A 21,901-nucleotide genomic window follows, 5' to 3' on the forward strand; every position below is an offset into this window, starting at 1 on the left:
GCCGGAGACGCCCGCCGGGCCCCCTTGCCTGGCCATGCGTCGGTACGCACTGCGGGACACGTGCGGCGCCGCTCATCTCACCACCCACTGGACCACCGCGCACGTCCAGGCCGGTCGCCCGCTCCACCTCACTTGATGACCGCGGCGCGCCTCACCCCGTCGTCCAGCGGCGGAGCTTCTCGGGGTTGCGTACGACCCAGATGTGCGTGATCCGGTCGCCCGTGACTTCGAAGGCGAACACCGTCACGATGGCGCCGCCCTGCTCGGCGACCACACCGGGCCGGCCGTTGACCGTACGTTCCAGGAACGTCATGGTGCCGGGTCTGCGGCGGGCGATCTCGGCCCAGGCGTGCGCGATCTGCTCGCCGCCCTCGATGGGGCGCAGGAAGGTCGTGGCCAGGCCGCCGCCGTCAGCGGTGGCCGTGGCGTCGGGGTCGAGCAGGCCGATCAGGGCGTCTATGTCCTTGGCCTCCCAGGCGCGCTTGAAGTCCCGTACGACATCGGCATGCTGGGCCGTCGAGGTCGCCGTGGCGGAGGGCTGTGCCGTCCGGATGCGGCGGCGGGCCGAGGAGGCCAGCTGGCGGCATGCCCCCGGGGTGCGGCCGACGATCTCGGCCACTTCGGCGAAGGAGTGGCAGAAGACGTCGTGCAGGATGAACGCCACGCGTTCGGCAGGGGTCATCGATTCGAGCACGACCAGGAAGGCCAGGTTGACCGACTCGTCCAAGGTGATCCGGTCGGCCGGGTCGACGGCCGCGCCGCCCACCCGTCCGCTGATCCACTCCGTATGCCCGGGCAGCGGTTCGGGAAGCCATTCGCCCACGTAGGTCTCCCGCCTGGCCCGTGCCGAGCCGAGCAGGTTGAGGCAGATCCGGCTGGCGACCGTCGTCAGCCAGGCTCCGGGGGACTCGATGGTGTCCTGCTGGGTCCTGGGCATGGCGTACCAGCGGGTGTAGGTCTCCTGGACGGCGTCCTCGGCCTCGGTCAGGGAACCCAGCATCCGGTACGCGAGGTTGATCAGCCGACGCCGCTCGCTCATGACCGCGTCCAGGCCCGGGTCGGTCCGGTCGCATCCGGGGTCGGATCGGTGGCTCATGGTGTCGAGGCTCCCCCTGGGTCGCATCCGCTCTTACCTGTCTTACGTGTTCGACAGCGTGGCCCGGCGGAATGTCAGGTCGGCGCGCGGGCCTGACATTCCGCCGGGCTGCGCTGTCGAACCCGCTGAGGCGAACAGATCATCCAGCGAACAGGAAGCCCATCATGAACATCTCCATGCCGACGACACCGTTCACCGACCCGGCGTCCGCGCAGCGCCTGGACCGGGCCGCCACCGCGCTCGCCGCACACGGTTTCACCGTGGAGGTCCTCGACGGGGCCGCCGACGCGCGGACCCGCGTCAGGGACCTGATCCCGGAGGGCGCCAGCGTGTTCACCGGGGCCAGCGAGACCCTCCGTCTGTCCGGCATCGCCGACGACATCAACACCAGCGGGCGCTACGACGCCGTCAAGCCACGGGTCTTCGCCATGGACCGCGCCACCGAAGGAGACGAGATCAGGCGACTGGCGGCAAGCCCCGACGTCATCGTGGGCAGCGTCCACGCGGTCACCGAAACCGGCTCCCTCGTGATCGCATCGGGCAGCGGATCCCAGTTGCCCGGCAACGCGGGCGGTGCCGCCCGCGCGATCTGGGTGGTCGGGGCGCAAAAGGTGGTCCCCGACCTGGACAGCGCGCTGCGGCGCGTCGACGAACACTGCCTCCCCTTGGAAAGCGCCCGCACCCAGGAGGCCTACGGGTGGCCCAGCGCGGTCCACCGGCTCCTCGTCCTCAACGCGGAACACGTCCCCGGGCGCGGCACCGTCCTGCTGCTCCGCGAAGCCATCGGGTTCTGAGCCGTCGGGTTCTGAACCGATGCCGCGCTTCGTGCCCCAACTCCGCGACGCCGTACGTTGTATGGCTATGAGACCCCGTATCGCCGTGATCGGGAGCGGTCCCGCCGGCCTTTCCCTCGCCCGCGTCCTGCACCGTCACGGTCACCCTGTCACCGTCCTCGAACGCGACTCCGCCCGCGACGCCCGTCCTGCGGGCGGCACGCTGGATCTGCACGAGGGTCTTGGCCAGCTGGCGCTGGAGAAGGCAGGGGTGTTGGCGGAGTTCCAGGTGCTGTCCCGTCCCGAGGGGCAGGCCATGCGCATCCTGGACCCGGACGGGACCGTCCTCCGCGACTGGCAACCCCGCCCGGGTGACCTGGCGAATCCCGAGATCGACCGCGGGCAGCTCCGTGACCTGCTGCTCGGGCCTCTGGACGTTCAGTGGGGCCGGGCCGTGACGGACGTGGCGCCGGACGGCCGGGATGGCGTACGGGTCCGTTTCGAGGACGGGCGGCAGGAGACGTTCGACCTCGTGGTCGGCGCGGACGGCGCCTGGTCCCGGGTCCGCCCGGCGGTCTCGTCCGCGACGCCGCAGTACACCGGCGTCACCTTGGTCGAAACCTCACTGGACGACGTCGACACCCGCCATCCCGACCTCGCCCGGCTGGTCGGCGACGGTTCCGTGGGCGTGTACGGCGTGAACCGCGCGCTCGTCGCCCAGCGCAACAGCGGCGGCCACGTCAAGGTGTACGCGCAGTTCCGCGTGGAGTTGGACGAGCACACGAACCAGGACGGGCGGCACCCGACCCCGGACGGGCACGCGAACCCGGACCGGCACACGGACACGGACCCGGACCTGCATACGGGCCTGAACCGGCGAGCGGTCGTGGACCCGGCCAGCGCCGAAGCCGTGCGCTCAAGCCTGCTGGCCCTGTTCGACGGCTGGGCCGCGCCCGTCCTCGACCTCCTCCGCCACGGCACGGCGTTCATCCGCCGCCCTCTCTACGCCCTTCCCGTGCCCCACACCTGGGCCCACACCTCCGGGGTGACGCTCCTGGGCGACGCGGCCCACCTGATGCCCCCGCTGGGGGTGGGCGCGAACCTCGCGATGCTCGAAGGCGCCGAACTCGCCGAGTCCATCGCCGCCGCCTCCGGCCTCGAAGAGCTGGGCAAGGCCGTCCGTACCTTCGAGGAAGGGATGTGGGCACGGGCCGGCAGATGGGCGAACATCACGATGGCCGGCCTGGAACGCCTGGTGAGCCCGGACCCTTCCGAGGCCCTCGCCCTCTTCGACGAGGTCCAGCCTTCCTGACGGCCAGGCGCGCGAGAGGGGCGTAGACGTGCGCGACCGCTTCGGAGCCGAGGTGTTCGTCGCCTCCGGTGGCTCGGGCCAGGTCCCAGGTGTGGATCAGGACAAGAACTGCTGCCGGGCGGCGGGCAGATCGGCGTGCGGGCCGAGTGCCGGCAGGCTGCCCGTGTCGGCGACGTCGACGCCGTGAAGGGGCTCGGGCTCGGCCCCGTGCACGGTGGCCAGGATGCGCCGCGCCTCATTGATCACGTGTGCGCCGATGTCGCGCGCGCCCCACGGGAGGGGCCCGTTCGGGCGGGGCCCGGTGGGTGCCGACGGGTCAGGACCAGGCGGGCAGGGGCAGGAGCTTGCCGGTTTCCAGGTAGGTCTTGAGGTTGGACAGGACCGCGGACCAGCCGCCCGCGGCCTGCCGCCGTTCGGCGTCGTCACGCAGGTTCTCGTGGGTCACGGTGAGCTGCACGGTGCCGCCGAGGGGCTTCAGGTCGAAGGTGACCGTCGAGGGCCCGTCGGGGCGCTCGTCCTCGGGGCCCGCCCAGGTGATCACCAGACGCTGCGGCGGGACGGCCTCGACGACGGTGCCGACCACGTCGGCGATGCCGCTGCCGTCGAGGCGGCGGTGCTCCCAGGGCGAGCCGGGCTGCCAGTCCGAGACGTTGCTGTGCCCCCAGTAGGCGGCCGTGATGTCGGAGTCGGTCAAGGCCTGCCAGACCTTCTCCGGCGTGGCCTCGATGTAGGTGGTGTACACGAACTCGGGCTTGGTGGTGCGAGGGGTGCTCATGGCGCTTTCCGCTTTCCGTTTCACTGCGCCCAGCGCGTCCAGGCGCGGGCGTTCGAACTTGTTGATCCACCGCTGCGGGATCTCGTAAAGCGGCACGGGGTTGAGGTAGTGCAGCTTTTCCCGGCCCTGTTTGACGGTGCTGACGAGGTTGGCCGCCTCCAGCAGTCCCAGGTGCTGGGTCGCGGCCTGGCGGGACATGCCGAGGCCGGCGCAGAGCTGGCCCAGGGTCTGGCCGTTGTCCTCGTGCAGCCGGTCCAGCAGGAGTCGGCGGGTCTTGTCGGACAGGGCCTTGAAGACCTTGTCCATGTCATCGTTCACTCACTCATTAATGCAAGCATTTACTTGCATGTCAAACGGTGACCAGTGGGGAAGCCTTCCGGGCACTTACCGACCTTGATCACGGCCCGCTCCGGAACCTCGGGCGCCAGGCACCCAGCACGCAGCACGCAGCACGCAGCACGCAGCACGCAGCACGCAGGACAGAACGGCGGCGGACACCCGGCCGCACGACGGCGATCGGCAGCCGCACGAGAGCACGGGCACCGCCGAGTCGCCGGTCAGATGGCCAGGTCCAGCCACTCCCCGACAGCCAGCACGCGCGCCCACCCTGCGGCACGCGTGCGGAACTCCCCCTCCGGGTCCAGGACTTCCACGTAGCCCGGAATCTTGTCCGGCTGCTCCGCCTCGTAGTGCATCGGCACCGCATACCGGGCGTCGAGGATCTCCGCGGCCGCGGCGGCCTGCCTCGGGTCCAGCGCGGCGGGCAGCGGGCTCGGCGGCTGCAGGTGCGGCGCGTCGACGACCGCGCCGTTGGCAGGCAGGAACACCGCGTCGAACGGGCTGAACCGGCGCGCGATCAGCCACCACCAGCCGTGGAACATCGTGTCGCCGCCATGGAAGACCCGCTGCCCGTCGGCCTCCACCACCCAGTTCAGCTGGGGGTCGCCAAGCCCGTCGACGGCAGGCACCGCGGTGACGCGGAACGGCCCGACCTCGCGGGCAGACCAGGCATCCACGACCTCGGCGGCGAGCCGGTGCAGGGCCAGCTCGCGCTCGGCCGGCAGGGTCGTCACGTTGTCCACGTCGTCGCCGTGGCCGGGCGCCGGGCGCAGCACCGGCGCCCCCGGCGTCAGCACGTCCGCGAGCGCGGCCGCGTCGGCGTGGTCCCGGTGCAGGTGGGTGACCAGTGCGACGGCGACCTTTCCGCTCGGCGCCGCGAGGCCCTCGCCGGGCATCCACCCCGTGAACAGCGGCGAGAGGTCCCGCACGTAGTCGATCACCAGTCGCTGCCCGCCTGCCTCAATCTCCAGTCCGGCCCAGCCCAGCCGTCGCACCCGCATGTCGCACTCCTTCGTCTCGGCGCTTGCCGCGGACGTTAGCGTACGATCGTTCGCTAACTCAATAGCGAACGCCCGTACGCTATCCTCGTCGTATGTCACCACGACGCTCAGCGGCCGAAGCGCAGGCCACCAAGGGCCGGATCCTCGACCGGGCCGCCGAGATCGCCTCCGAGGAAGGCCTGGACGGCATCACCATCGGTCGGCTCGCCGAGGAGCTGGAGATGAGCAAGTCCGGGGTGCACAAGCACTTCGGCACGAAGGAGACGCTGCAGATCTCCACGCTGGACAAGGCGTTCGTGGACTTCTGGCACCGGGTGGTCGAGCCCGCACTGGCGGAGCCGCCGGGCCTACGACGGCTCCGCGCGGTGTGCGCCAACTCCGTGGGCTACCTCGAAGAGCCACTGCTGCCCGGCGGGTGTCTGATGACCGCGGCACTCACCGAGTACGACGGCCGCCCCGGCCGGGTCCGCGACGCGGTGGCCGAGGTGTGGTCGCGCTGGCGGGAACAGCTGCGGTCGGACCTGACCGCGGCGGTGGAGAACGGCGAGCTGCCCGCCGGGTTCGACATCGATCAGGCGCTGTTCGAGATCATCGCCGCCGGGCTCGCGCTGAACGCGGCCATGCAACTCCAGCACGACCGAACAGCCGCGGACCGGGCCCGCCGAGCGATCGAACGGGCCTTGGACCAGTCCTGACCACACGCTGGACCGGGCACTGGTCGAGCACGTCATGCCGCTCCCTCCGCGAAGGGCCTCAGTGACGCGCCCCAAGGCCCACGTCGCCCTCGGCATTGGCAACCATCGTGCGCAGCACCTTGAGCGCGGCCACCTACTCCTCGTCGCTGATGCCCTTGCGGACCACGGCGCGCAGGTCGGCAGTACTGAGGCTGAGTGGCGTCGAACCTGGCCATGGCGTCCGCAGATGCCGGGTGACAGTCGCGTGGGCGAGTGCCCCGGCCCGAATCGGGCGAGCGTGACCCGGGCCATCGCCCGGCACTTGACAGCGGACGGCGCCAGCACAGCACTGGTCCTGCGACCACGGCAGCCGAGCACGATGACACTGGACAGCCTCTGCTGCACGCGGCCAGGGCATTCTCGGAGGTCTCAACTCGTGGAAGATCCCCTCGTACAGACTTGCCGAGAGATCGGCAGGACCGTCATGACGTATGTCGAAGGCGACGACGAGCTGTCGTCATGGCTCCACATCCGATGTGCGACATGGGAGGTGGAACCAGTCGGCTTCCTCAGGCGCCTTTCGGTACTGCTCTTTGTTTCCTGCCACTCGCTCCTGGCCAGTCAGCCTCAAGGAGAGCCCACTGGGCCGGAAGTCCCTCTGGTCCGCCTCAAGGACACCTTGAGGAACAGCTCCCCAGCCCAAATCTTCGCGGCGCTGCGCAATGACTCAACTTTCGGCGACCTCACCGACGTGCAGGAACTCTGGATCATCTCCACGGCGACGACCAACGTACGTGCTCTCTACTGGAGTCGGCTCCGCCACGCGGCGACCGAGATCCTGGCCAAGACTCTTGCGCGAGAAGGCCACGACTGCACCACGGACGACCTCGTGAAGCCGGAGCACTCCTGAACACTGCGGCGGGGCTGCGGGAGGAGCACGCGTGCTCACCGTGCGACCGGAGGCGGCCCGGGCGGGCGGAGGGCCCAGTCGCCGGGATTCCAGGCGGCACTAGGCTCGGCCCATGACCCTCATAGACGCAGAACTCGCCCGCGACCTGGCCCCCACCGGAGTGCTCCGCGCTTCCATCAACCTCGGCAATCCCGTCCTTGCTCAGGGCACCCCCGACGAGCCGTCCGGGGTCACTGTCGAGCTTGCACGCGAAGTCGCCGCGCGTCTGGCGCTGCCGGTCCGGTTCGTATGCTTCGACGCGGCCCGCAAGTCGTACGCCGCGATGGCCGAGGGCCGCGCCGATCTGTGTTTCCTGGCCGTGGATCCGGACCGCGAGAAGGAGGTCGCGTTCAGCACGCCGTACGTGCACATCGAGGGGATGTACGCGGCACCGGTGAACTCGTCGTTCACCTCTGCCGACGACGTGGACCGGGACGGGGTGCGCATCGGCGTCAAGAAGGGGTCGGCGTACGACCTCTACCTGAGCCGCAATCTGCGTCACGCCACCGTGGTGCGCGGCGACGAGGGGGTCGACGTCTTCCACGCGCAGGGCCTGGACGTGGCGGCCGGCATTCGCCAACCGCTGACGGCGTACGTTTCCCAGCGGCCCGAACTGCGCCTGCTGGAGCCCGCGTTCATGACGATCCGGCAGGCCATGGGCACCACGAAGGAGCGGCGCCCACAGACCACCCAGTTCCTCAGTGACCTCGTGACCGAGCTGCTGGCGTCCGGATTCGTCGCCGAGGCGCTGCGCCACTCCGGCCAGGACCCGACGCTGGCTGCCCCCGCCGCGGTCTGACACGTACGAGAGCGGCGGCGGGCAGGCACAACGCCCCCACTCGCCTCGGGTGGACGGGCCCGCAGAGCAGCATGCCAACTCCACTCACTGCCCGGGCGCACGAAACAGTGATCAACATATACTTCTGCGGCTCGGCAGCCTCTGGGTTGTCGGCGGAGAAGGACTCGGGGGCACGGGGGCATGATGGAACTGCGGGACATTGAGATCTTTCTGGTCGTGGCCGAGGAGTTGCACTTCGGCCGGAGCGCCGAGCGGCTTCTGGTCTCTCAGGCACGGGTCAGCCAGGCCATCAGGAAACAGGAGCGGCGCATCGGCGCCCCGTTGTTCGAGCGCACCAGCCGCACCGTGCGCCTGACCAACGTCGGACGTCAGCTGCGCGACGACCTGCAGCCGGTCTATGTGGGCCTGCACGAGTCCCTGGAACGCGCCCGAATGACCGCCAGCGGCGTCACCGGCAAGCTCCGCGTCGGCATGATGCCGTTCAACCTCGTCGACATGCACTTCTACTGGAGGGCCTTCCGCTCGCGGTTCCCGCGCTGGGAACTGGAGATTCGCCAGCTCGAGTACGTCGATCCGTTCGGCCGGCTCCGTGACAACGACATGGACGTCCTCGTCACCTGGCTGCCGGTGGAGGAGCCGGACCTCACCGTCGGCCCGGTCCTGTGCACGGACCCCCGAGTCCTCGCCGTGACCGCCGACCACGAGCTCGCCGAGCGGACGTCGGTGCACCTGGAGGTGTTCGCCGACTTCCAGCACGCCACCGCCCCCAGCATGCCGGATTACTGGGAGGACTCTTACCTGCCCTTCCAGACGCCCCAGGGCCGGCCGATCGAGCGCGGGCGCGTCGTGAACAGGGCGGAGGAACTGATCAATCAGGTCGGCATGGGCGAGATCGTCCACTGCTTTCCCGGCCACGTCACCCGGTACTGGGGCATGTCGAACATCCTCTGGATACCCGTCACGGACCTGGCGCCCCTGTCCTTCGCCCTGGTCTGGCGGACCGAGGCGGAGAACGAGCTGATCACCGCTCTCGCCGACACGGTCCGCGAGTTCGGCACCCTACGGTTCTGACGCGTCGTTGCGTCTCGTCGCTGCGTCTCCGCGTCTCGGAGTCGAGGCCGTCGGCCGGGCGGGCGCGGCCTCGGGGTTCCTGTCCCGAGGCCGCGCCCGTACTCCGATAACCGTCGGGTTATCGATCGCCGCACGAAGCTTGCGTTGATCAAGGCGCGGCTCCCGCGGGAGGCTTGAGGCACCCGGGCAAGCCGCTCCTCAGGGGGCGCCCGGTCACTCTTCCCAAGTCGCCCGCTCCGTCAGACGTGGCTTCGCTCCGCCCTGTTCCTGGAGGAACCAGTCATGAAGCCACTGCCTGACACGGGCTCACCGGGCAACCGGAACCAGGAGTCAGACAGACATGGCAGACATGACAGACATGACAGACCAGTTCGACATGACCGTGACGTACGCGATGCACAACGCGTTGCGAAGGGAGTTGCGCTTACTCGACCGGGCCACCGTCCGTGCCGGTCCCGACCCCCGGAACGTCCTGCGCACCGCGGGCTGGCAGCTGTTCCGGAGGGCTCTGCACGCCCATCACTCCGCCGAGGACGACGCGCTGTGGCCCGCCCTGCGACAGGCTCTGCACGGCCGCCCTCTCTCGCTGGTGCGGCTGGAGGCGATCGAGGTCGAGCACGCCGCGCTCGCCCGCCTGCTCGAGGCGATCGACCAGGCGCTGGCCGACCCGGATGCTGGCCTCCCCCTGTTCGGTGAGCTCACCGGCTCGCTGGTCACCGGCCTACGCGGACATCTCCGCCATGAGGAGGAGGCGGTATTTCCGCTGGTCCAGGCCGTCCTGAGCAAGGAGCAGTGGGAGCGGTTCGGGCGCGTCCACGCCCAGCGGATCGAGGCCGACGCGGCCCGGCTCCTGCCATGGCTCCTGGACGGCGCCGCGGACGAGACCGCGGCCGCCGTTCTGGCGCAGCTCCTGCCCGAGTCCGCGCACCGGACGTACGTGGACCGATGGCAGCCCGCCTACGCGATGCTCGACCAGTGGGACCCCCGGGCCGACCTGGCTGTCACCCGACCCTGAGCGCTGTCCGTCCTCCCGGCAGCCCTCTGCCGTTCCGATCCCACCCTGATCCCCCTCTGATCCCTCCCTTCCCTCCCTGATCCCTCTCCGATGCGAATCCCCGCTGATGCGAACCACCGCGTGGATTCGCAGCAAGTCAATACACCAACGAACGAGATACAGCGTCTCGTTCCTTACGACGGGAATGTCATGAAGGTTCTGCTCACCGGTGCCAGCGGTTACATCGGCTCCGCCGTCACCGAGCACCTCGTCGCCGCCGGCCACCAGGTCGTCGCGCTCGTCCGTGACGCCGAGGCGCAGTCAGGCAGAGCCTGGCACGCCCAGGTCGTCGGTGACACCGCGGACCCGGCCTCGCTGGCCGGCGCGGTGACCCCCGACATAGAGGCCGTGATCCACCTGGCACCCCCGAGCGGTGACGCGGACGTCGACACCGCCGTCATCGAGGCCCTCGCCACCCCGCTGCGCGGCACCGGCCGCCCCTTCGTCTACACCAGCGGCGTCTGGGTCCTGGGCGCCACCGGCGCGGCCCAGGAGGTCGGTGAGGAGACCCCGACCAACCCGATCGGCCTCGTCGGCTACCGCCCGCAGATCGAGCAGCGGGTACTGGCCGAGGCCGCCGAAGGCGTGCGCGCGGCCGTCGTCCGGCCCGCCATCGCGTACGGCCGCGGCGGCGGCATCCCCGCCATCCTGGTCGACCGGGCCCGCCAGCAGGGCGTGCCCGAGTACTACGGCGACGAGGACGTGCGCTGGCCGACCGTCCACGTGGACGACCTGGCCGAGCTGTTCGTGATCGCCGTCGAGCGGGCCGAGGCCGGGACCGTGTGGCACGGCGTCGGCGACTCGGCTGTCGCGGTCCGCGACATCGCCCGGGCCGCCGGGCGTGCGGCCGGAGTGCTCGCCGTCCCGCACCCGGTGCCGGTGGAGCAGGTCACCGACGTCTTCGGCGCGCTGTTCGCGGACGCACTCGCCCTCGACCAGAGCGTCAGCGGCGCCGCCGCCCGTGCCACCCTCGGCTGGCAGCCGACCCGGCCGGGCGTGGTGGCCGAGCTGACCTCGGGCTCGTACCGCCCGGTCGAGGTGTTCGGCGCCCCCGAAGGACCGGAGACCGACGCCGAGGTGGCCGCGATCCGCCGCCTGGTCGCCGAGGTCGAGCACGCCCAGCAGAACGAGCTGGTCGACCGGTTCCTGGGCGTCTTCCGCCGCCAGGACCCGGTGTGGACCACCGGCCACGGCCAGCGCCTTTCGGGCTTCGAGGAGATCGCGACCTTCACCCAGAAGGTGCTGCCCGGCGCGACGGCCGAGTCCACCGCCGTCTACGACGTCGAGCGCGTGCTGTTCCTGCGGCCCGACGTCGCCGCGGTGAACGTCCGCCAGCAGCCGGTGCTCCCCGACGGCACCCGGATCACCGACCGTCCCGAGGGCCGCCCGTTCTACATCCTCGTCAAGGAGGACGGCACCTGGCGCGTCGGCGCCGCCCAGAACACCCTGGCCGCCGGCTGACGACCTGCACGGTTCGCGCTGGCCTCGGGCGGTCCGGCCGGCCGCACTCTGAGCTAACCCCCGCCCGTCCCCAACGACCCTGATGAGGGCGGCGGGAGCGGCTTCGGCAGCGGCAGCACCCTTGCTGCCGCTGCCGAGGAAGTACCGGCGGGCGGCGAGAGCGACGCACACCAGGCCGACGGCCTCGCCCAGGGCAGCTCGGGCAAAAAGATCCAGGCGAGGCCGAACATGACGGCCGGGCCGTGCGCCTAGTTGATGACCAGGGACGAGCTCAGCAGGGGCTTATCGCGGGTGACGGTGTCCAGGCGGTCGTAGCGGACCTTGGCGCACTCAGCGGCGTCGGGCAGCAGCTCTCCGCGTCCTGCCCGAGGGCACTAGTTCTGTTTCGACAGGCTTCTATGTTGACGTCCATCGATTCAAAGTGCAAGGTTGCATCGAGGAGCATCAATGCAGCTCGGTCCGGGCCGCGTCCGGACCCTTCACCGGGGAGACACCGTGATGAGCGAGCAGACCAGCGCTGACCTGCGCGAGACCGTCCGTGAGCGCTACGCCGCGGCGGCCGTCCAAGTCGCGGGAGGTGGCAGCGGCTGTTGCGGACCGCAGGCCGTCGAGGTCGACGACACCTTCGGTCAGGCCCTCTACGGCGCCGACGACCGCGACGCACTGCCCGCCGAGGCCGTCGCCGCCTCCCTCGGCTGCGGTAACCCCACCGCCGTCGCCGCCCTGAACGAAGGCGAGCGGGTCCTGGACCTCGGCTCCGGCGGCGGCATCGACGTCCTGCTCTCCGCCCGCCGCGTCGGCCCCACCGGCAAGGCCTACGGCCTGGACATGACCGAGGAGATGCTCGCCCTGGCCCTGGCCAACGCGCGGAAGGCCGGGGCCACCAACGTCGAGTTCCTCAAGGGCACCATCGAAGCCGTCCCACTGCCCGCGAACACCATCGACGTCGTCATCTCCAACTGCGTGATCAACCTGTCCACCGACAAGCCCGCCGTGTTCGCGGAGACGTTCCGCGTCCTCAAGCCGGGCGGGCGGATCGGCATCTCCGACGTCGTCGCCGACGACCACCTCTCCCCCGGTCAGCGAGCCGAGCGCGGCGACTACGTCGGCTGCATCGCGGGCGCCCTCTCCTTCGCCGAATACCGCGCGGGCCTCGAAGCCGCCGGATTCACCCACATCGACATCACCCCCACCCACCCGGTTGCCGACGGCATGCACTCAGCCATCGTCCGCGCCACCAAGCCCGCCACCGGAACCGGCTCCGAGGCCGGGACCATGGGCGCTTGCTGCGGCGAGAGGAGGTAACGGCCAGGAGATGACTGTTGATCCCCATTCGCCCCAAGGGATGCAGGGCGTCCGGGTACGGCGCAGGGACATGAACCGCCCTGGCGGAATTGGCGATTGTCTACGGTCTCTTCCTTGTTGACGATGGCGAGGTGGGGATCGAGGGGGCGGCAGGCCCGAGTGGCGCGGAGGACGCAGCCGCTCTGGTGGCGCGGCTGCGGGAGCTTCGGGAGCGCAGCGGGCGCAGTTACCGCGAGTTGGAGAAGCGGGCGAGAGCAAGGGGCACGTATCTGCCGCGGAGCACGGTCGCCGGGATGCTCTCCCGTTCCGCGCTGCCGCGGGAGGACCTTCTGGTCGCCTTCGTGCAGGTGTGCGGTGATGGGGAGCGAGCGGGGGCGTGGCTGGCGGCCAGGCAGTGGATCGCCTCCCGGGCCTCGCGGGCGGACCCGCACGACGGTGGGCGCGAAGTGGCGGCCGAGCAACGCGAGCAGCAGGAGGGGCCTGGGCCCTGCCTCAACCATCTGCCCCGGGACGTAGCGGACTTCACCGGCCGGGACGCGGAGATCGACCGCATGGTGGCCGCGGTGACGGATGGCGTGGGGGTCCTGGCTGTCGACGGCATGGCCGGTGTCGGCAAGACGGCTCTGGTGGTACGTGCCGGGCATCTGCTGGCCGAGCGGTTTCCCGACGGCCTGCTCTACGTCGACCTCCACGGGCACAGCGAGGGAAAGGCGCCACTGGCTCCGACCGAGGCCCTGGAGTTGCTGCTGGGTCAGATCGGAGCCGATCTTCCGCCGGGTTCGGCCGGTGCCGGGATCCGCAGGGCCGAGGCGCGCTGGCGCGCGGAGACCGAGGCCCGGCAGCTGCTGGTCGTTCTGGACAACGCGGGCGATGAGGCGCAGGTGAAGCCGCTGCTGCCCAGCGGGGGCGGAACCAGTCTGATCACCAGTCGGATCCGGCTCTCCGGGATCGACGCGGCGCGCCCGCTGTCCCTGGACGTGCTGTCGGAGCGGGAGGCCCTGGCGTTCTTCACCCGGGTCATCGGCGCCGACCGGGCGGCCGCGGAGCCAGAGGCGGTGTCCCGGATCGTCCGGTTCTGCGCGGGACTGCCGCTGGCGCTGCGCCTGTCGGGCGCCCGCCTGGCGCACCGGCCGGTGTGGTCGGTCTCCCACCTGTGGGAGCGGATGGGTTCGGCGGGTCGGCCCTTGTCGGAACTGTCCTCCGGCGGTCGCAGAGTCGACGCGGTCTTCCAGATGTCGTATGCGCAACTCCCGGCGTTCGACCAGCTGGTGTTCAAAGCCCTGGCGCAGCATCCGGGCGCCGACGCCGACGCCGACGCCGCGGTGGTGGGAGCCATGGCCCAGACGTCGCAGGCCAACGCCGAAGAGGCCCTGCAACGGCTGGTGGACGTGCATCTGGCCGAAGAGGTGTTCCCCGGCCGCTACCGCCAGCACGATCTGCTGCGCGAGTACGCCCGGAGCCTGACCACGAATCCGAAGCTGATCACGCGCATGCTCGACCACTACGTGACGACGATCACCGAGGCCCTCAAGCATCCCGACCCGGCGGCAGAGGCCTGGCTCGCCTCCGAGCACTCCAACCTGCTGGCCGCGACGCGCTGCGCCGCCGCGAACGGTCAGACCGGAGGGGCCTGGCAACTGGCCGTGGCACTGTGGCGGCTGCTGACACGTGGGCCCGCTCATGATGTGGTGGACCTCCTGGAGCACGGTCTGTCGGGCCTGCGGGATTCGTCCGAGGGCGGCGAGGCAGTGCTCGCCACGATGCTGGCGGTGGCGCACTGGTCCGCGGGCCGCAGGTCACTGGCGCGGAAACAGCTGGAGGACGCCGTGCAGGCGCACGAGGACACGGAGTCGCGGGCGCGCACACTGGCGATGCTCAGCCTGGTTCACCTGGACGGCGGGGACTATGGCGCGGCATGGGAGCACGCCCAGCTGGCCATGGCAGAGCTCGCGGGACTCACCGAACTGTCACCCCTCGGCGTGAACACGCAGACCATGTCGTGCCTGACCCAAGGGGTGATTCAGGGACTGCGTGGAAACGACGCGTCGGCACTGGAGTTCTTGCGCGCGGCACACCACACCTGCGAGCAGCTCGGCGATCGGCTCAGCCCCACCGACCATGTCCTCACGGAGCTGGCACGGTGCCTGACCACACTGGGCGACGTCGACGAGGCAGCCGCTCTGCTGCAACAGGCACGCTCCATTCGCAAGAGGATCGGCGACCGGATCGGCGAGGCCGAGGCGATCGCTCTGTTAGGGGCGGTACGACGAGCACAAGGCCACTACGCGGAGGCCGCGGCCTTGGGGAGGTCCGCAGTCGACATGCTCACGGACCAGCCGCGGCCCGCGGCCTGCGCCCTCCTGGAACTCGGCCACACCCTGGCTGAGGACGACGCCGCCACAGCCGACGAGGCTACGGAGGTGTACAGGCAGGCCCTGCACCTGGCCGTAACAGCCCAGCAGCCGCACGAGGAAGCCCTGGCCCTGCAGGCACTCGCGACCACACTCGCACCGACCGACCCGCACACAGCCCAGCGATACCGGGAGAGGGCAACCGGAATCCTCGCTCAGCTCGGCGTGTCCGGCCGGATGACCAGACCGCACCTGCGCCCGGGAGGCTGGTAGGGGGTGGGGGCGTGGGCACGTACCTGAAGGTACGTACTTGATCAAGGACCGGTGACCGGGAAGTCTTGTTGAAGGGCGCCGAGCCCGTCGTCCGATACCACTCCCGTCCTCGTGGCCAGGTGCTCCCGGCCCCAGGCAGAGAGCAGTTCCAGCAGTTCGTAGAGCCGATGGCCGTGCTCGGTCAGCGAGTACTCGACCCGGGGCGGCACCTGGTCGTAGTCCTCGCGGTGCACGATCCCGTCGGCCTGCAACTCCCGGAGCTGCTGGGTCAGCACCTTCTCGCTGATGCCGGTGACCAGCCGCCTGGTCTCCCCGAAGCGGCGGGGCCGCTCGGACAGCGCCCACATGATGAACGACTTCCACTTGCCCTCGAACACCCCGACGGCCGCACCCATCCCGCACGTGTGCGGATCGGTCACCGTCACGACCTCGGAGTCACCCATGTCTGCTTCCCCCGTCACTGTTCTCGGCCTGGGCCCGATGGGCCAGGCCCTGGCCTCCGCGTTCGTGGCCGCAGGGCATCCCGCAACCGTATGGAACCGTACCCCCGGCCGGGCGGACGGCCTGGTGGAGAACGGCGCCGTCGAGACCGGAACCGCCGCGGAGGCCATCGAGGCGAGCGACCTCGTGGTGATCTGCGTCCTTGACCACGACGCCGTCCGCTCCGTCATCACCCCGCACGCCGCCGCACTCCAGGGCCGCACCCTGGTCAACCTCACCGCCGGCACCCCCGACGACGCCCGCGCCACCGCCGAGTGGGCACACGCACACGGCATCGGCTATCTCGACGGCGCGATCATGGTGCCGACGTACCTCGTCGGCGGCCCGTCCACCCTGGTCCTCTACAGCGGCCCGGCCGACCTGTACGAACTCCACCAGCACACCCTCCGGGCCATCGGCGGCACCTGCGTGCACCTGGGCGCCGACCCGGGCCGTGCGGGGGCGCACGACGTCGCGCTGCTCGACATCTTCTGGACGGCCCTGACCGGTGTCGTCCACGCCTTCGCCCTCGCCAGGTCCGAGGGCGTCACCGCATCCGACCTGGCCCCCTACGCCAAGGGCGTCGCCGCGCTCCTGCCCGACGTGATCGACGCCTTCGCCGAGCAGGTCGACACCGGCAGCTACCCCGCCGGGGGCTCCAACCTCCGCTCGGCGGCGGCCATCATGTCCCACGTCCTCGACGCGTCACGCAGCCGGGGCGTCGACGACACGGTGATCTCCGTCGCCCATGACATCGCGCTCCGGGGCATGGCGGCAGGTTACGCGGACGACTCCTACGCCCACGTCGCCGAACTCCTCCGCGGCTGAACCGGCCCCTCGGCTGGGAGGTGTGGGTCAGCGATGGCACAGGGCCGCGTCGACGACTCCCTCAAGGTGTGTCAGGGCCTCGGTGGTCTTCGGTTCGCGGGTCATCGTGGCGCTGGCGGCGCGGCCGTCGGCGGTGGCCCTGCCATCGATGCCCTTCACACTCGCCAGGGCGCCGGGCGCGCCGTCGGCAGCCACCAGTGTCTCCAGCCCCTGCCGCACGGGGTCGGGCCTGGCGGCGGTCGCGTGCCGCCAGGCCTGCGGTGGCAACGGTGGCCAAAGCAAGAGCGGTGAGGGCAAGGCGTTTACGCATCAAGTCTCCTCCAGAGCGGCGTCGACGGGCCTCGATACCAATCAACTCTGCCGGGAGCAGTCGCCCTTGCCATCAGGGATCACCCTGACCCCACCCCTGATCCACCCTGGGAGCAGGCCTCAGTCGCCAGGGGCAACCGCCTGGGTATCGGCGTCGAGCGCGTCGAGCACCGCGTTGCCGTTCGCCCTCGCCCACTCGGTCAGCATGTGGATGGGGTCGATCAGTGTCGCCCCGAGCGGGGTGAGTTCGTACTCGACGCGGGGCGGCACCTCCGCGTAGGCGTGGCGGCGGACGAGGCCGTGCGCCTGGAGCCGTCGGAGCGTCTGGGTGAGCACCTTGCGGGAAATGCCTCCGATCAGTCCGATCAACTCGCCATGGCGCACCGGGCCCTTGCTGAGGCCGTAGAGCACGACCACCGTCCACTTGTCGGCGATCAGCTCGACCGCCAGACGGGCCGGGCAGTCGGCGAGGAAGGGATCACCGGGGCGGAAACCGCTCATGGCACCAAAGGTACCTGCGGGTTCCTATCGGATTCCTAGCCTGGTTGTTCTCCCCCATCACCGAAGCCAGGAGAGTCATGCGAGTCATCACCCAGCACACGTTCGGCGGCCCCGAAGTGCTCACCATCGTGGACGCGCCCGAGCCTCAGCCCCTCCCGACCGAGGTCCTCGTCCGCGTCAAGGCGATCGGCCTGAACCCGCTGGAGGCGCGCCTGCGCGCCGGGGAGTTCCCGCTGATCGGCCAGCCGCCGTTCGTCCTCGGCTGGGACATCAGCGGCGTGGTCGAGGAGACACCGCGGACGTGGCGGTTCAGGCCCGGCGACGAAGTGTTCGGGATGCCGCTGTTCCCGAGGGCGGCGAACGCGTACGCCGAGGTCGTGTCGGCACCGGCGTTGCACCTGGCACGCAAACCGGCGTCGCTCTCGCACGTCGAGGCGGCGGCGCTGCCGGTCGTCGGGCTCACGGCGTGGCAGGGCCTCGTCGACCTCGGCGGCGTAAGTGAGGGCGACCGCGTCCTGGTCCACGGCGGTGGTGGCGGGGTCGGCCATGTCGCGATCCAGATCGCGAAGGCGCTCGGCGCGCACGTGATCGCGACCGCCAGCGGGAGCAAGCGGGAGTTCGTCGAGGGGTTCGGCGCCGACGAGGTGATCGACTACACGGCGGTCGACTTCACCAAGGCGCTCCGCGACATCGACGTCGTACTGGACACGATCGGCGGCGACACCGTCGAGCGGTCGCTCGAAGTGCTACGCCCGGGCGGTCACTTGGTGACGGCCGTCGCCGAAGAGGACGCGGGTCTCATCGCCAGGTACGAGACGGCCGGCATGCGCTTCAGCGGGATCGCGGTCGACCCCGACCCGGTTGCCCTGCGAGGCCTCGTCGAACTCGTCGAACAGGGCAGGCTCCGGGTCCACGTGCAGAAGACGTTCCCGTTCGAGCGCGTCACCGACGCGCACCGGCTGCTCGACGGCGGTCACCTCCAGGGCAAGCTGGCCCTCACCCTCTGATCCGTCGTGGACGCCGGAGTTGGGGCTCGCAGCGGTCGGGGACTCGACCGGCGCCCCGGGCTCCAGCCACTCCAGCCGGTGCTCCACGGCAGTGAGTTGCTGGCTGAGCTGAGCTGAGCAACATACTCACGTAGGCGGGCTGCTTCCGCGCGGCCGTTCGCCTTCGGGGCAAGACTGGTGCGTTGGCCGGAGTCGGTTGCCGGTCGGATGAGGCCGAGTGTTGGATATGGGCGGGTTAGCGATCTGCCTGGGACGGCGGCGGGGTGGCTACGTTGGCGAGGCAGGGGGCAGGACGCGGGCCTGCCTGGGAGGGAGCGGGAATGAAGTCCGTCAGCGAGGTCGAGCACCTGGCCGCCTGCGCCCATGCCGGGCAGGTCGACAAGGTCGGCGTGCCCTACATCGAGCACGTCCGCGCGGTGGCCGCGGGGCTCGCCCCGTTGGGGGAAGAACTGGTCAAGGCGGGCTTGCTCCACGACGTCCTGGAGGACACCGACTGGACCGCTCAAGGCCTGCGCGAGGCCGGGATCCCGGCCCGGGTGGTCGAGATCGTCGAGGCGGTGACGAACGTGCCCGGCATGCCGTACGAGGAGAAGATCGCACGCATCACCACCGACCCGCAGGCACTCCTGGTGAAGATCGCTGACAACGCGCACAACTCCCACCCCGACCGAGCCGCCCAGCTGCCGCAGGACAAGCGGGAGCGCCTCGCCAGGAAATACCGTTCCGCCCGAGCACAACTGTGGCCCGCCGCGCGCCCAGAAGACATCGAGGCAATCGTCCGCATCATCAACCCGTCGCTGCTCACGGAACTCAGTACGCATGCCGTGGCACTGAACCAGCGTCCTTCCGCGGGGAGCGGTCTCGCGTAGCGCGCGAAACCTGTAGGTACCGGCGGGAGGCCGTCGTAGATCGTCATGACTTCCTCATTTCGGGGGCGGGACGATCTGATCCAGGCGCGCCGATGCCCTTACCGGCGTGCCGCGTTCACGCAAGCGCGACCAAGGCCAGGAGGATGGCCGCCCACCGGTCGGCCCGCGAGGCGGCTCCGCCTCCCCCGAGTCGCTCACCCCGCGTACCATGAGGCGGCTTTGGTAGGCAGAAGCCATTCCCGGCGGCGCCGAGCAGCGACTACATTGCTGCTCCTCAGCACTTGCTCCTCACACTCACAGGAGGCGTGCGTGGCCGTCGAGGTTGAGGTCCGGTTCGAAGTCCCGCCAGACCAGCTCGAACGAATCCGCGAGGATCTCGCGCAGCGGTCCCATTTCGGTGGGTACGAGATCCGCCGGGATCAGAGCAATGTCCAGCTGGATACGTACTTCGATGTGAAGGGCCAGCTCGCCGCCCGCCAATGGTCGCTGCGCGTACGCGAGAAGGCGGACTCTCTCCGTGTGACCTTCAAGCGTCCGCGTCCCAGCGGCGACCCCACCCAGCGCGAAGAAATCGAGAACCCCGGCGACGGATCCCTGGTCGAGGTGATGAACCAGATTGCCACCATTCTCGCGGCCGAGAACATCGGTGCCACGGTCGGGACGAACCTTGAGTACGCGGTCCACAGCGCCGGCGCTGCCGCCACTCTCCAGGCCATGGGGTTGGATCACCAGTATCCGGTGGAGACCACACGCGAGATCTGGATCGTGAGCAGCGGCGGCGTCGACATCGCTGAACTCTGCCTGGACGAGACCAAGTACCGCGGCAAGGAGGGATCCGCCACTCCCGAGTACCGGATCGAGTTCGAACTACTCGACCAGACCAGGCGCGCCGACCTCGCCGAAATGCGGCGCGTGGTCACAGTCGACTACGGGGCGCGTGAGGTGTTCCAGTCGAAATTCGAGCGGGCGGTCATCCATGCCGACATGAACGGCTCCGTGGAGAAGGCGGAGCTGAAGCTTCAGTTCGGTAGCGACGACCAGTACGTCGCCTTGCTCCGCGAGCTGGAACACAACGAGCAGTTCATCGACGGGTATCGGTTTCAGCGCGCCGCGAACCGCGCGATCTCGGACGTGTACTACGACACCAAGAGGCACGACCTCTTCTGGCGCGGTGCCTACATCAGGATCCGGCGGGAACAGGGGCGCCGGCAGCTGACCTTTCGCCGCCTCAAAGAGAGAGGGGACCCGAAGGGCCTCATGTCCAAACAGGAGGAGTCCTCCATCCGTGAAGGCGATGAGATCCCCACCAAGTGGGACGACATCTGCCAGCTCCTGGCGTCCCGGTATCAGCATGTTTCCGAAGCGCCGGCCCCGGCCTCGTTCGATGATCTCCACGACGCGTTGGAGAGGATGGGGCTTCGCCCGAGCCTTGAAGTGCGGGTGAACCGGAAGGCCTGGCTGGTACGCAGGTCCTCGACTTCGCACGCGCCGCACATCACGGGGGAAGACCGCCCCATCGTCAAACTCAAGTTCGACGAGATCACCTACCGTCCCCCCGGGCGTAGCCGCACCGTCATGCGTCGAGAGTGCGAGGTCACCGGGGTGGAGGACGAGGTCGACTCACCGCAGAGGTACCAGACCGATCAGTACCTGGCGTTCCTGCTCCTCTTTTCATCAAAGTGCAGTGAGTTCACCCGTGGTGAGGTCAGGAAACTCACCAGCGCGAAGTACTTCGAGGGGGTCGTGGACCTGGGGCTCCGAGAGCAGCCCCATTGGTACAAGACGCGGACCAGCACCGTGATCGACGAGCCGACCGGGGGCGCCCACCGCATACCGGCCCGGGTGCCCTCCGGAGGAATTTCCTGGGAGTACTTCCGGTTCACGGGCTCGCTGGCCATGTTGATCGGTGGACTCCTGGCCATGAGCATGGGCGGCGACGAAGGCCTTCTGGCTGGGGGGTCCTCCCGCGTTCCTGCCGTGCTCCTCCAGACGCTCGGCTTCGTCAGCCTCTGCGCGGGCTGGCTCGCCTTGACGAGGCACGCCGAGCGGGGCCGTTCCCGACGCAACAGCGGCATCGCCGTGGGGCTCTCCGCGCTCGCTGCGATCGCCGTCACGCTCCCATGGACCGGACGGGACTTCACAGCGAACATGACCGGATACCTCGGGTTGATCGCCCTCGCGTGGTCCTACCGGAAAACCACTCAGCAGAGCTGACACGCAGGGCAGCCGGTGGATCCGGTCAGGGCCTGCGGAATGCCCAAGCGTTCTTCCGCTCCAACTGGGCGATCAGGCCCCGCATAGAGGCAAGGGGGCCCTCCTGGTCCGGCCCCGGCAACCCGCGTACCCCTTGCGCCTCCCGCCTGACACCCACGCGGAGCGGCCCCGGACATCAGTCCTCAAGAACCGCCCCACGGAACACCGCAGGAACGGAACACCGCAGGAATCGCTAGTCACCCCCACCGCCATCACCACCCCCTCCGCCATCGCCCCCACCACTGTCCCCGCCGTCCCCACCATCTCCGCCGTCCGAGCCCCAGCCGTCACCACCACCGGACTCGTTGTCGTCGCTCCCCTGTGGCAATCCCCTGGGAGCGTGGAGTCTTCGTCTATGCGGCGTGAGTCCGTGAACGGGCCTCGGCACGCTTCTGGTTGATGATCTGTTCGAACTCCACGG

21 protein-coding genes are annotated in these 21,901 nt (G+C 69.9%); 14 read left to right on the forward strand and 7 right to left on the reverse strand.

The genetic code is table 11. From position 1 onward, the window contains the following. Positions 1–151 precede the first annotated feature (151 nt). Positions 152–1,096 carry an RNA polymerase sigma factor SigJ gene (gene sigJ / locus IG74_RS0128235; protein ID WP_030683082.1) on the reverse strand — a complete coding sequence of 315 codons (945 nt, stop codon included), beginning with the start codon at positions 1,094–1,096 and terminating at the stop codon, positions 152–154. A 164-nt stretch (positions 1,097–1,260) separates the two neighbouring features. On the opposite strand from sigJ, the gene IG74_RS0128240 reads away from it, so the two are divergent. Next, positions 1,261–1,890 (forward strand): LUD domain-containing protein, encoded by a 630-nt coding sequence (locus IG74_RS0128240; RefSeq protein ID WP_030683084.1) that lies wholly within the window; start codon positions 1,261–1,263, stop codon positions 1,888–1,890. A 67-nt stretch (positions 1,891–1,957) separates the two neighbouring features. Next, on the forward strand, positions 1,958–3,181 hold the full coding sequence (locus IG74_RS0128245) for an FAD-dependent oxidoreductase (RefSeq protein ID WP_030683094.1): 1,224 nt from the start codon (positions 1,958–1,960) through the stop codon (positions 3,179–3,181). A gap of 96 nt (positions 3,182–3,277) precedes the next feature. On the opposite strand, the gene IG74_RS52260 is transcribed toward IG74_RS0128245, so the two are convergent. The 3 genes from IG74_RS52260 to IG74_RS0128260 form a co-directional block, all read right to left on the reverse strand. After that, positions 3,278–3,427 (reverse strand): hypothetical protein, encoded by a 150-nt coding sequence (locus IG74_RS52260; RefSeq protein WP_158857810.1) that lies wholly within the window; start codon positions 3,425–3,427, stop codon positions 3,278–3,280. A 70-nt stretch (positions 3,428–3,497) separates the two neighbouring features. Next, on the reverse strand, positions 3,498–4,262 hold the full coding sequence (locus tag IG74_RS0128255; RefSeq protein WP_030683096.1) for an ArsR/SmtB family transcription factor: 765 nt from the start codon (positions 4,260–4,262) through the stop codon (positions 3,498–3,500). Positions 4,263–4,513: 251 nt separating this feature from the next. Then, positions 4,514–5,296, reverse strand: a complete 783-nt coding sequence (locus IG74_RS0128260; RefSeq protein ID WP_030683098.1) for an MBL fold metallo-hydrolase — start codon at positions 5,294–5,296, stop codon at positions 4,514–4,516. Positions 5,297–5,388: 92 nt separating this feature from the next. Between IG74_RS0128260 and IG74_RS0128265 the strand changes: the two genes are divergently transcribed. From IG74_RS0128265 to IG74_RS0128300, 8 genes are all read left to right on the forward strand, one after another. Continuing rightward, positions 5,389–5,991: a TetR/AcrR family transcriptional regulator gene (locus tag IG74_RS0128265; RefSeq protein WP_030683100.1), complete on the forward strand. Its 603-nt coding sequence runs from the start codon at positions 5,389–5,391 to the stop codon at positions 5,989–5,991. A 463-nt stretch (positions 5,992–6,454) separates the two neighbouring features. Next, positions 6,455–6,880, forward strand: a complete 426-nt coding sequence (locus IG74_RS0128270; protein ID WP_030683101.1) for a hypothetical protein — start codon at positions 6,455–6,457, stop codon at positions 6,878–6,880. A gap of 112 nt (positions 6,881–6,992) precedes the next feature. Next, positions 6,993–7,718, forward strand: coding sequence for a transporter substrate-binding domain-containing protein (locus IG74_RS0128275; protein ID WP_030683103.1), 726 nt, complete (start codon positions 6,993–6,995; stop codon positions 7,716–7,718). Between the two features lie 180 nt (positions 7,719–7,898). Further along, on the forward strand, positions 7,899–8,789 hold the full coding sequence (locus IG74_RS0128280; RefSeq protein WP_234334480.1) for a LysR family transcriptional regulator: 891 nt from the start codon (positions 7,899–7,901) through the stop codon (positions 8,787–8,789). Positions 8,790–9,129: 340 nt separating this feature from the next. After that, positions 9,130–9,804: a hemerythrin domain-containing protein gene (locus tag IG74_RS0128285; RefSeq protein ID WP_030683107.1), complete on the forward strand. Its 675-nt coding sequence runs from the start codon at positions 9,130–9,132 to the stop codon at positions 9,802–9,804. A gap of 189 nt (positions 9,805–9,993) precedes the next feature. After that, entirely contained in the window at positions 9,994–11,304 is a 1,311-nt protein-coding gene (locus IG74_RS0128290; protein ID WP_030683109.1) for an SgcJ/EcaC family oxidoreductase, read from the forward strand. Between the two features lie 498 nt (positions 11,305–11,802). Next, a complete protein-coding gene (gene arsM, locus IG74_RS0128295; protein ID WP_037826164.1) occupies positions 11,803–12,609 on the forward strand; it encodes an arsenite methyltransferase in 807 nt (268 codons plus the stop codon). Positions 12,610–12,698: 89 nt separating this feature from the next. Then, a complete protein-coding gene (locus IG74_RS0128300) occupies positions 12,699–15,233 on the forward strand; it encodes an ATP-binding protein (RefSeq protein WP_030683112.1) in 2,535 nt (844 codons plus the stop codon). A gap of 41 nt (positions 15,234–15,274) precedes the next feature. Here IG74_RS0128300 and IG74_RS0128305 read toward each other — a convergent pair whose 3' ends face one another. After that, a complete protein-coding gene (locus IG74_RS0128305) occupies positions 15,275–15,676 on the reverse strand; it encodes a winged helix-turn-helix transcriptional regulator (protein WP_051855561.1) in 402 nt (133 codons plus the stop codon). Between IG74_RS0128305 and IG74_RS0128310 the strand changes: the two genes are divergently transcribed. Continuing rightward, positions 15,675–16,541, forward strand: coding sequence for an NAD(P)-dependent oxidoreductase (locus IG74_RS0128310; protein WP_078869096.1), 867 nt, complete (start codon positions 15,675–15,677; stop codon positions 16,539–16,541). The genes IG74_RS0128305 and IG74_RS0128310 overlap by 2 nt on opposite strands. Before the next feature lie 27 nt (positions 16,542–16,568). Here the strand turns inward: IG74_RS0128310 and IG74_RS52265 are convergent, their stop codons facing one another. Next, the gene (locus IG74_RS52265) at positions 16,569–16,736 is read right to left on the reverse strand and encodes a hypothetical protein (protein WP_158857812.1); all 168 of its coding nucleotides are present in this window, start codon (positions 16,734–16,736) and stop codon (positions 16,569–16,571) included. A 234-nt stretch (positions 16,737–16,970) separates the two neighbouring features. Further along, positions 16,971–17,351, reverse strand: a complete 381-nt coding sequence (locus tag IG74_RS0128320) for a winged helix-turn-helix transcriptional regulator (protein WP_030683114.1) — start codon at positions 17,349–17,351, stop codon at positions 16,971–16,973. Between the two features lie 77 nt (positions 17,352–17,428). Here IG74_RS0128320 and IG74_RS0128325 point away from each other — a divergent pair, with 77 nt between their 5' ends. From IG74_RS0128325 to IG74_RS0128340, 3 genes are all read left to right on the forward strand, one after another. Continuing rightward, positions 17,429–18,358 (forward strand): NADP-dependent oxidoreductase, encoded by a 930-nt coding sequence (locus IG74_RS0128325; RefSeq protein ID WP_030683116.1) that lies wholly within the window; start codon positions 17,429–17,431, stop codon positions 18,356–18,358. Between the two features lie 320 nt (positions 18,359–18,678). Continuing rightward, on the forward strand, positions 18,679–19,227 hold the full coding sequence (locus IG74_RS0128330; RefSeq protein ID WP_051855555.1) for an HD domain-containing protein: 549 nt from the start codon (positions 18,679–18,681) through the stop codon (positions 19,225–19,227). 309 nt (positions 19,228–19,536) lie between these two features. Further along, on the forward strand, positions 19,537–21,441 hold the full coding sequence (locus IG74_RS0128340; RefSeq protein WP_158857814.1) for a CYTH domain-containing protein: 1,905 nt from the start codon (positions 19,537–19,539) through the stop codon (positions 21,439–21,441). The last annotated feature ends 460 nt before the right edge of the window (positions 21,442–21,901 follow it).

The organism is Streptomyces sp. NRRL B-1347, from assembly GCF_000720325.1.
GTDB lineage: Bacteria > Actinomycetota > Actinomycetes > Streptomycetales > Streptomycetaceae > Streptomyces.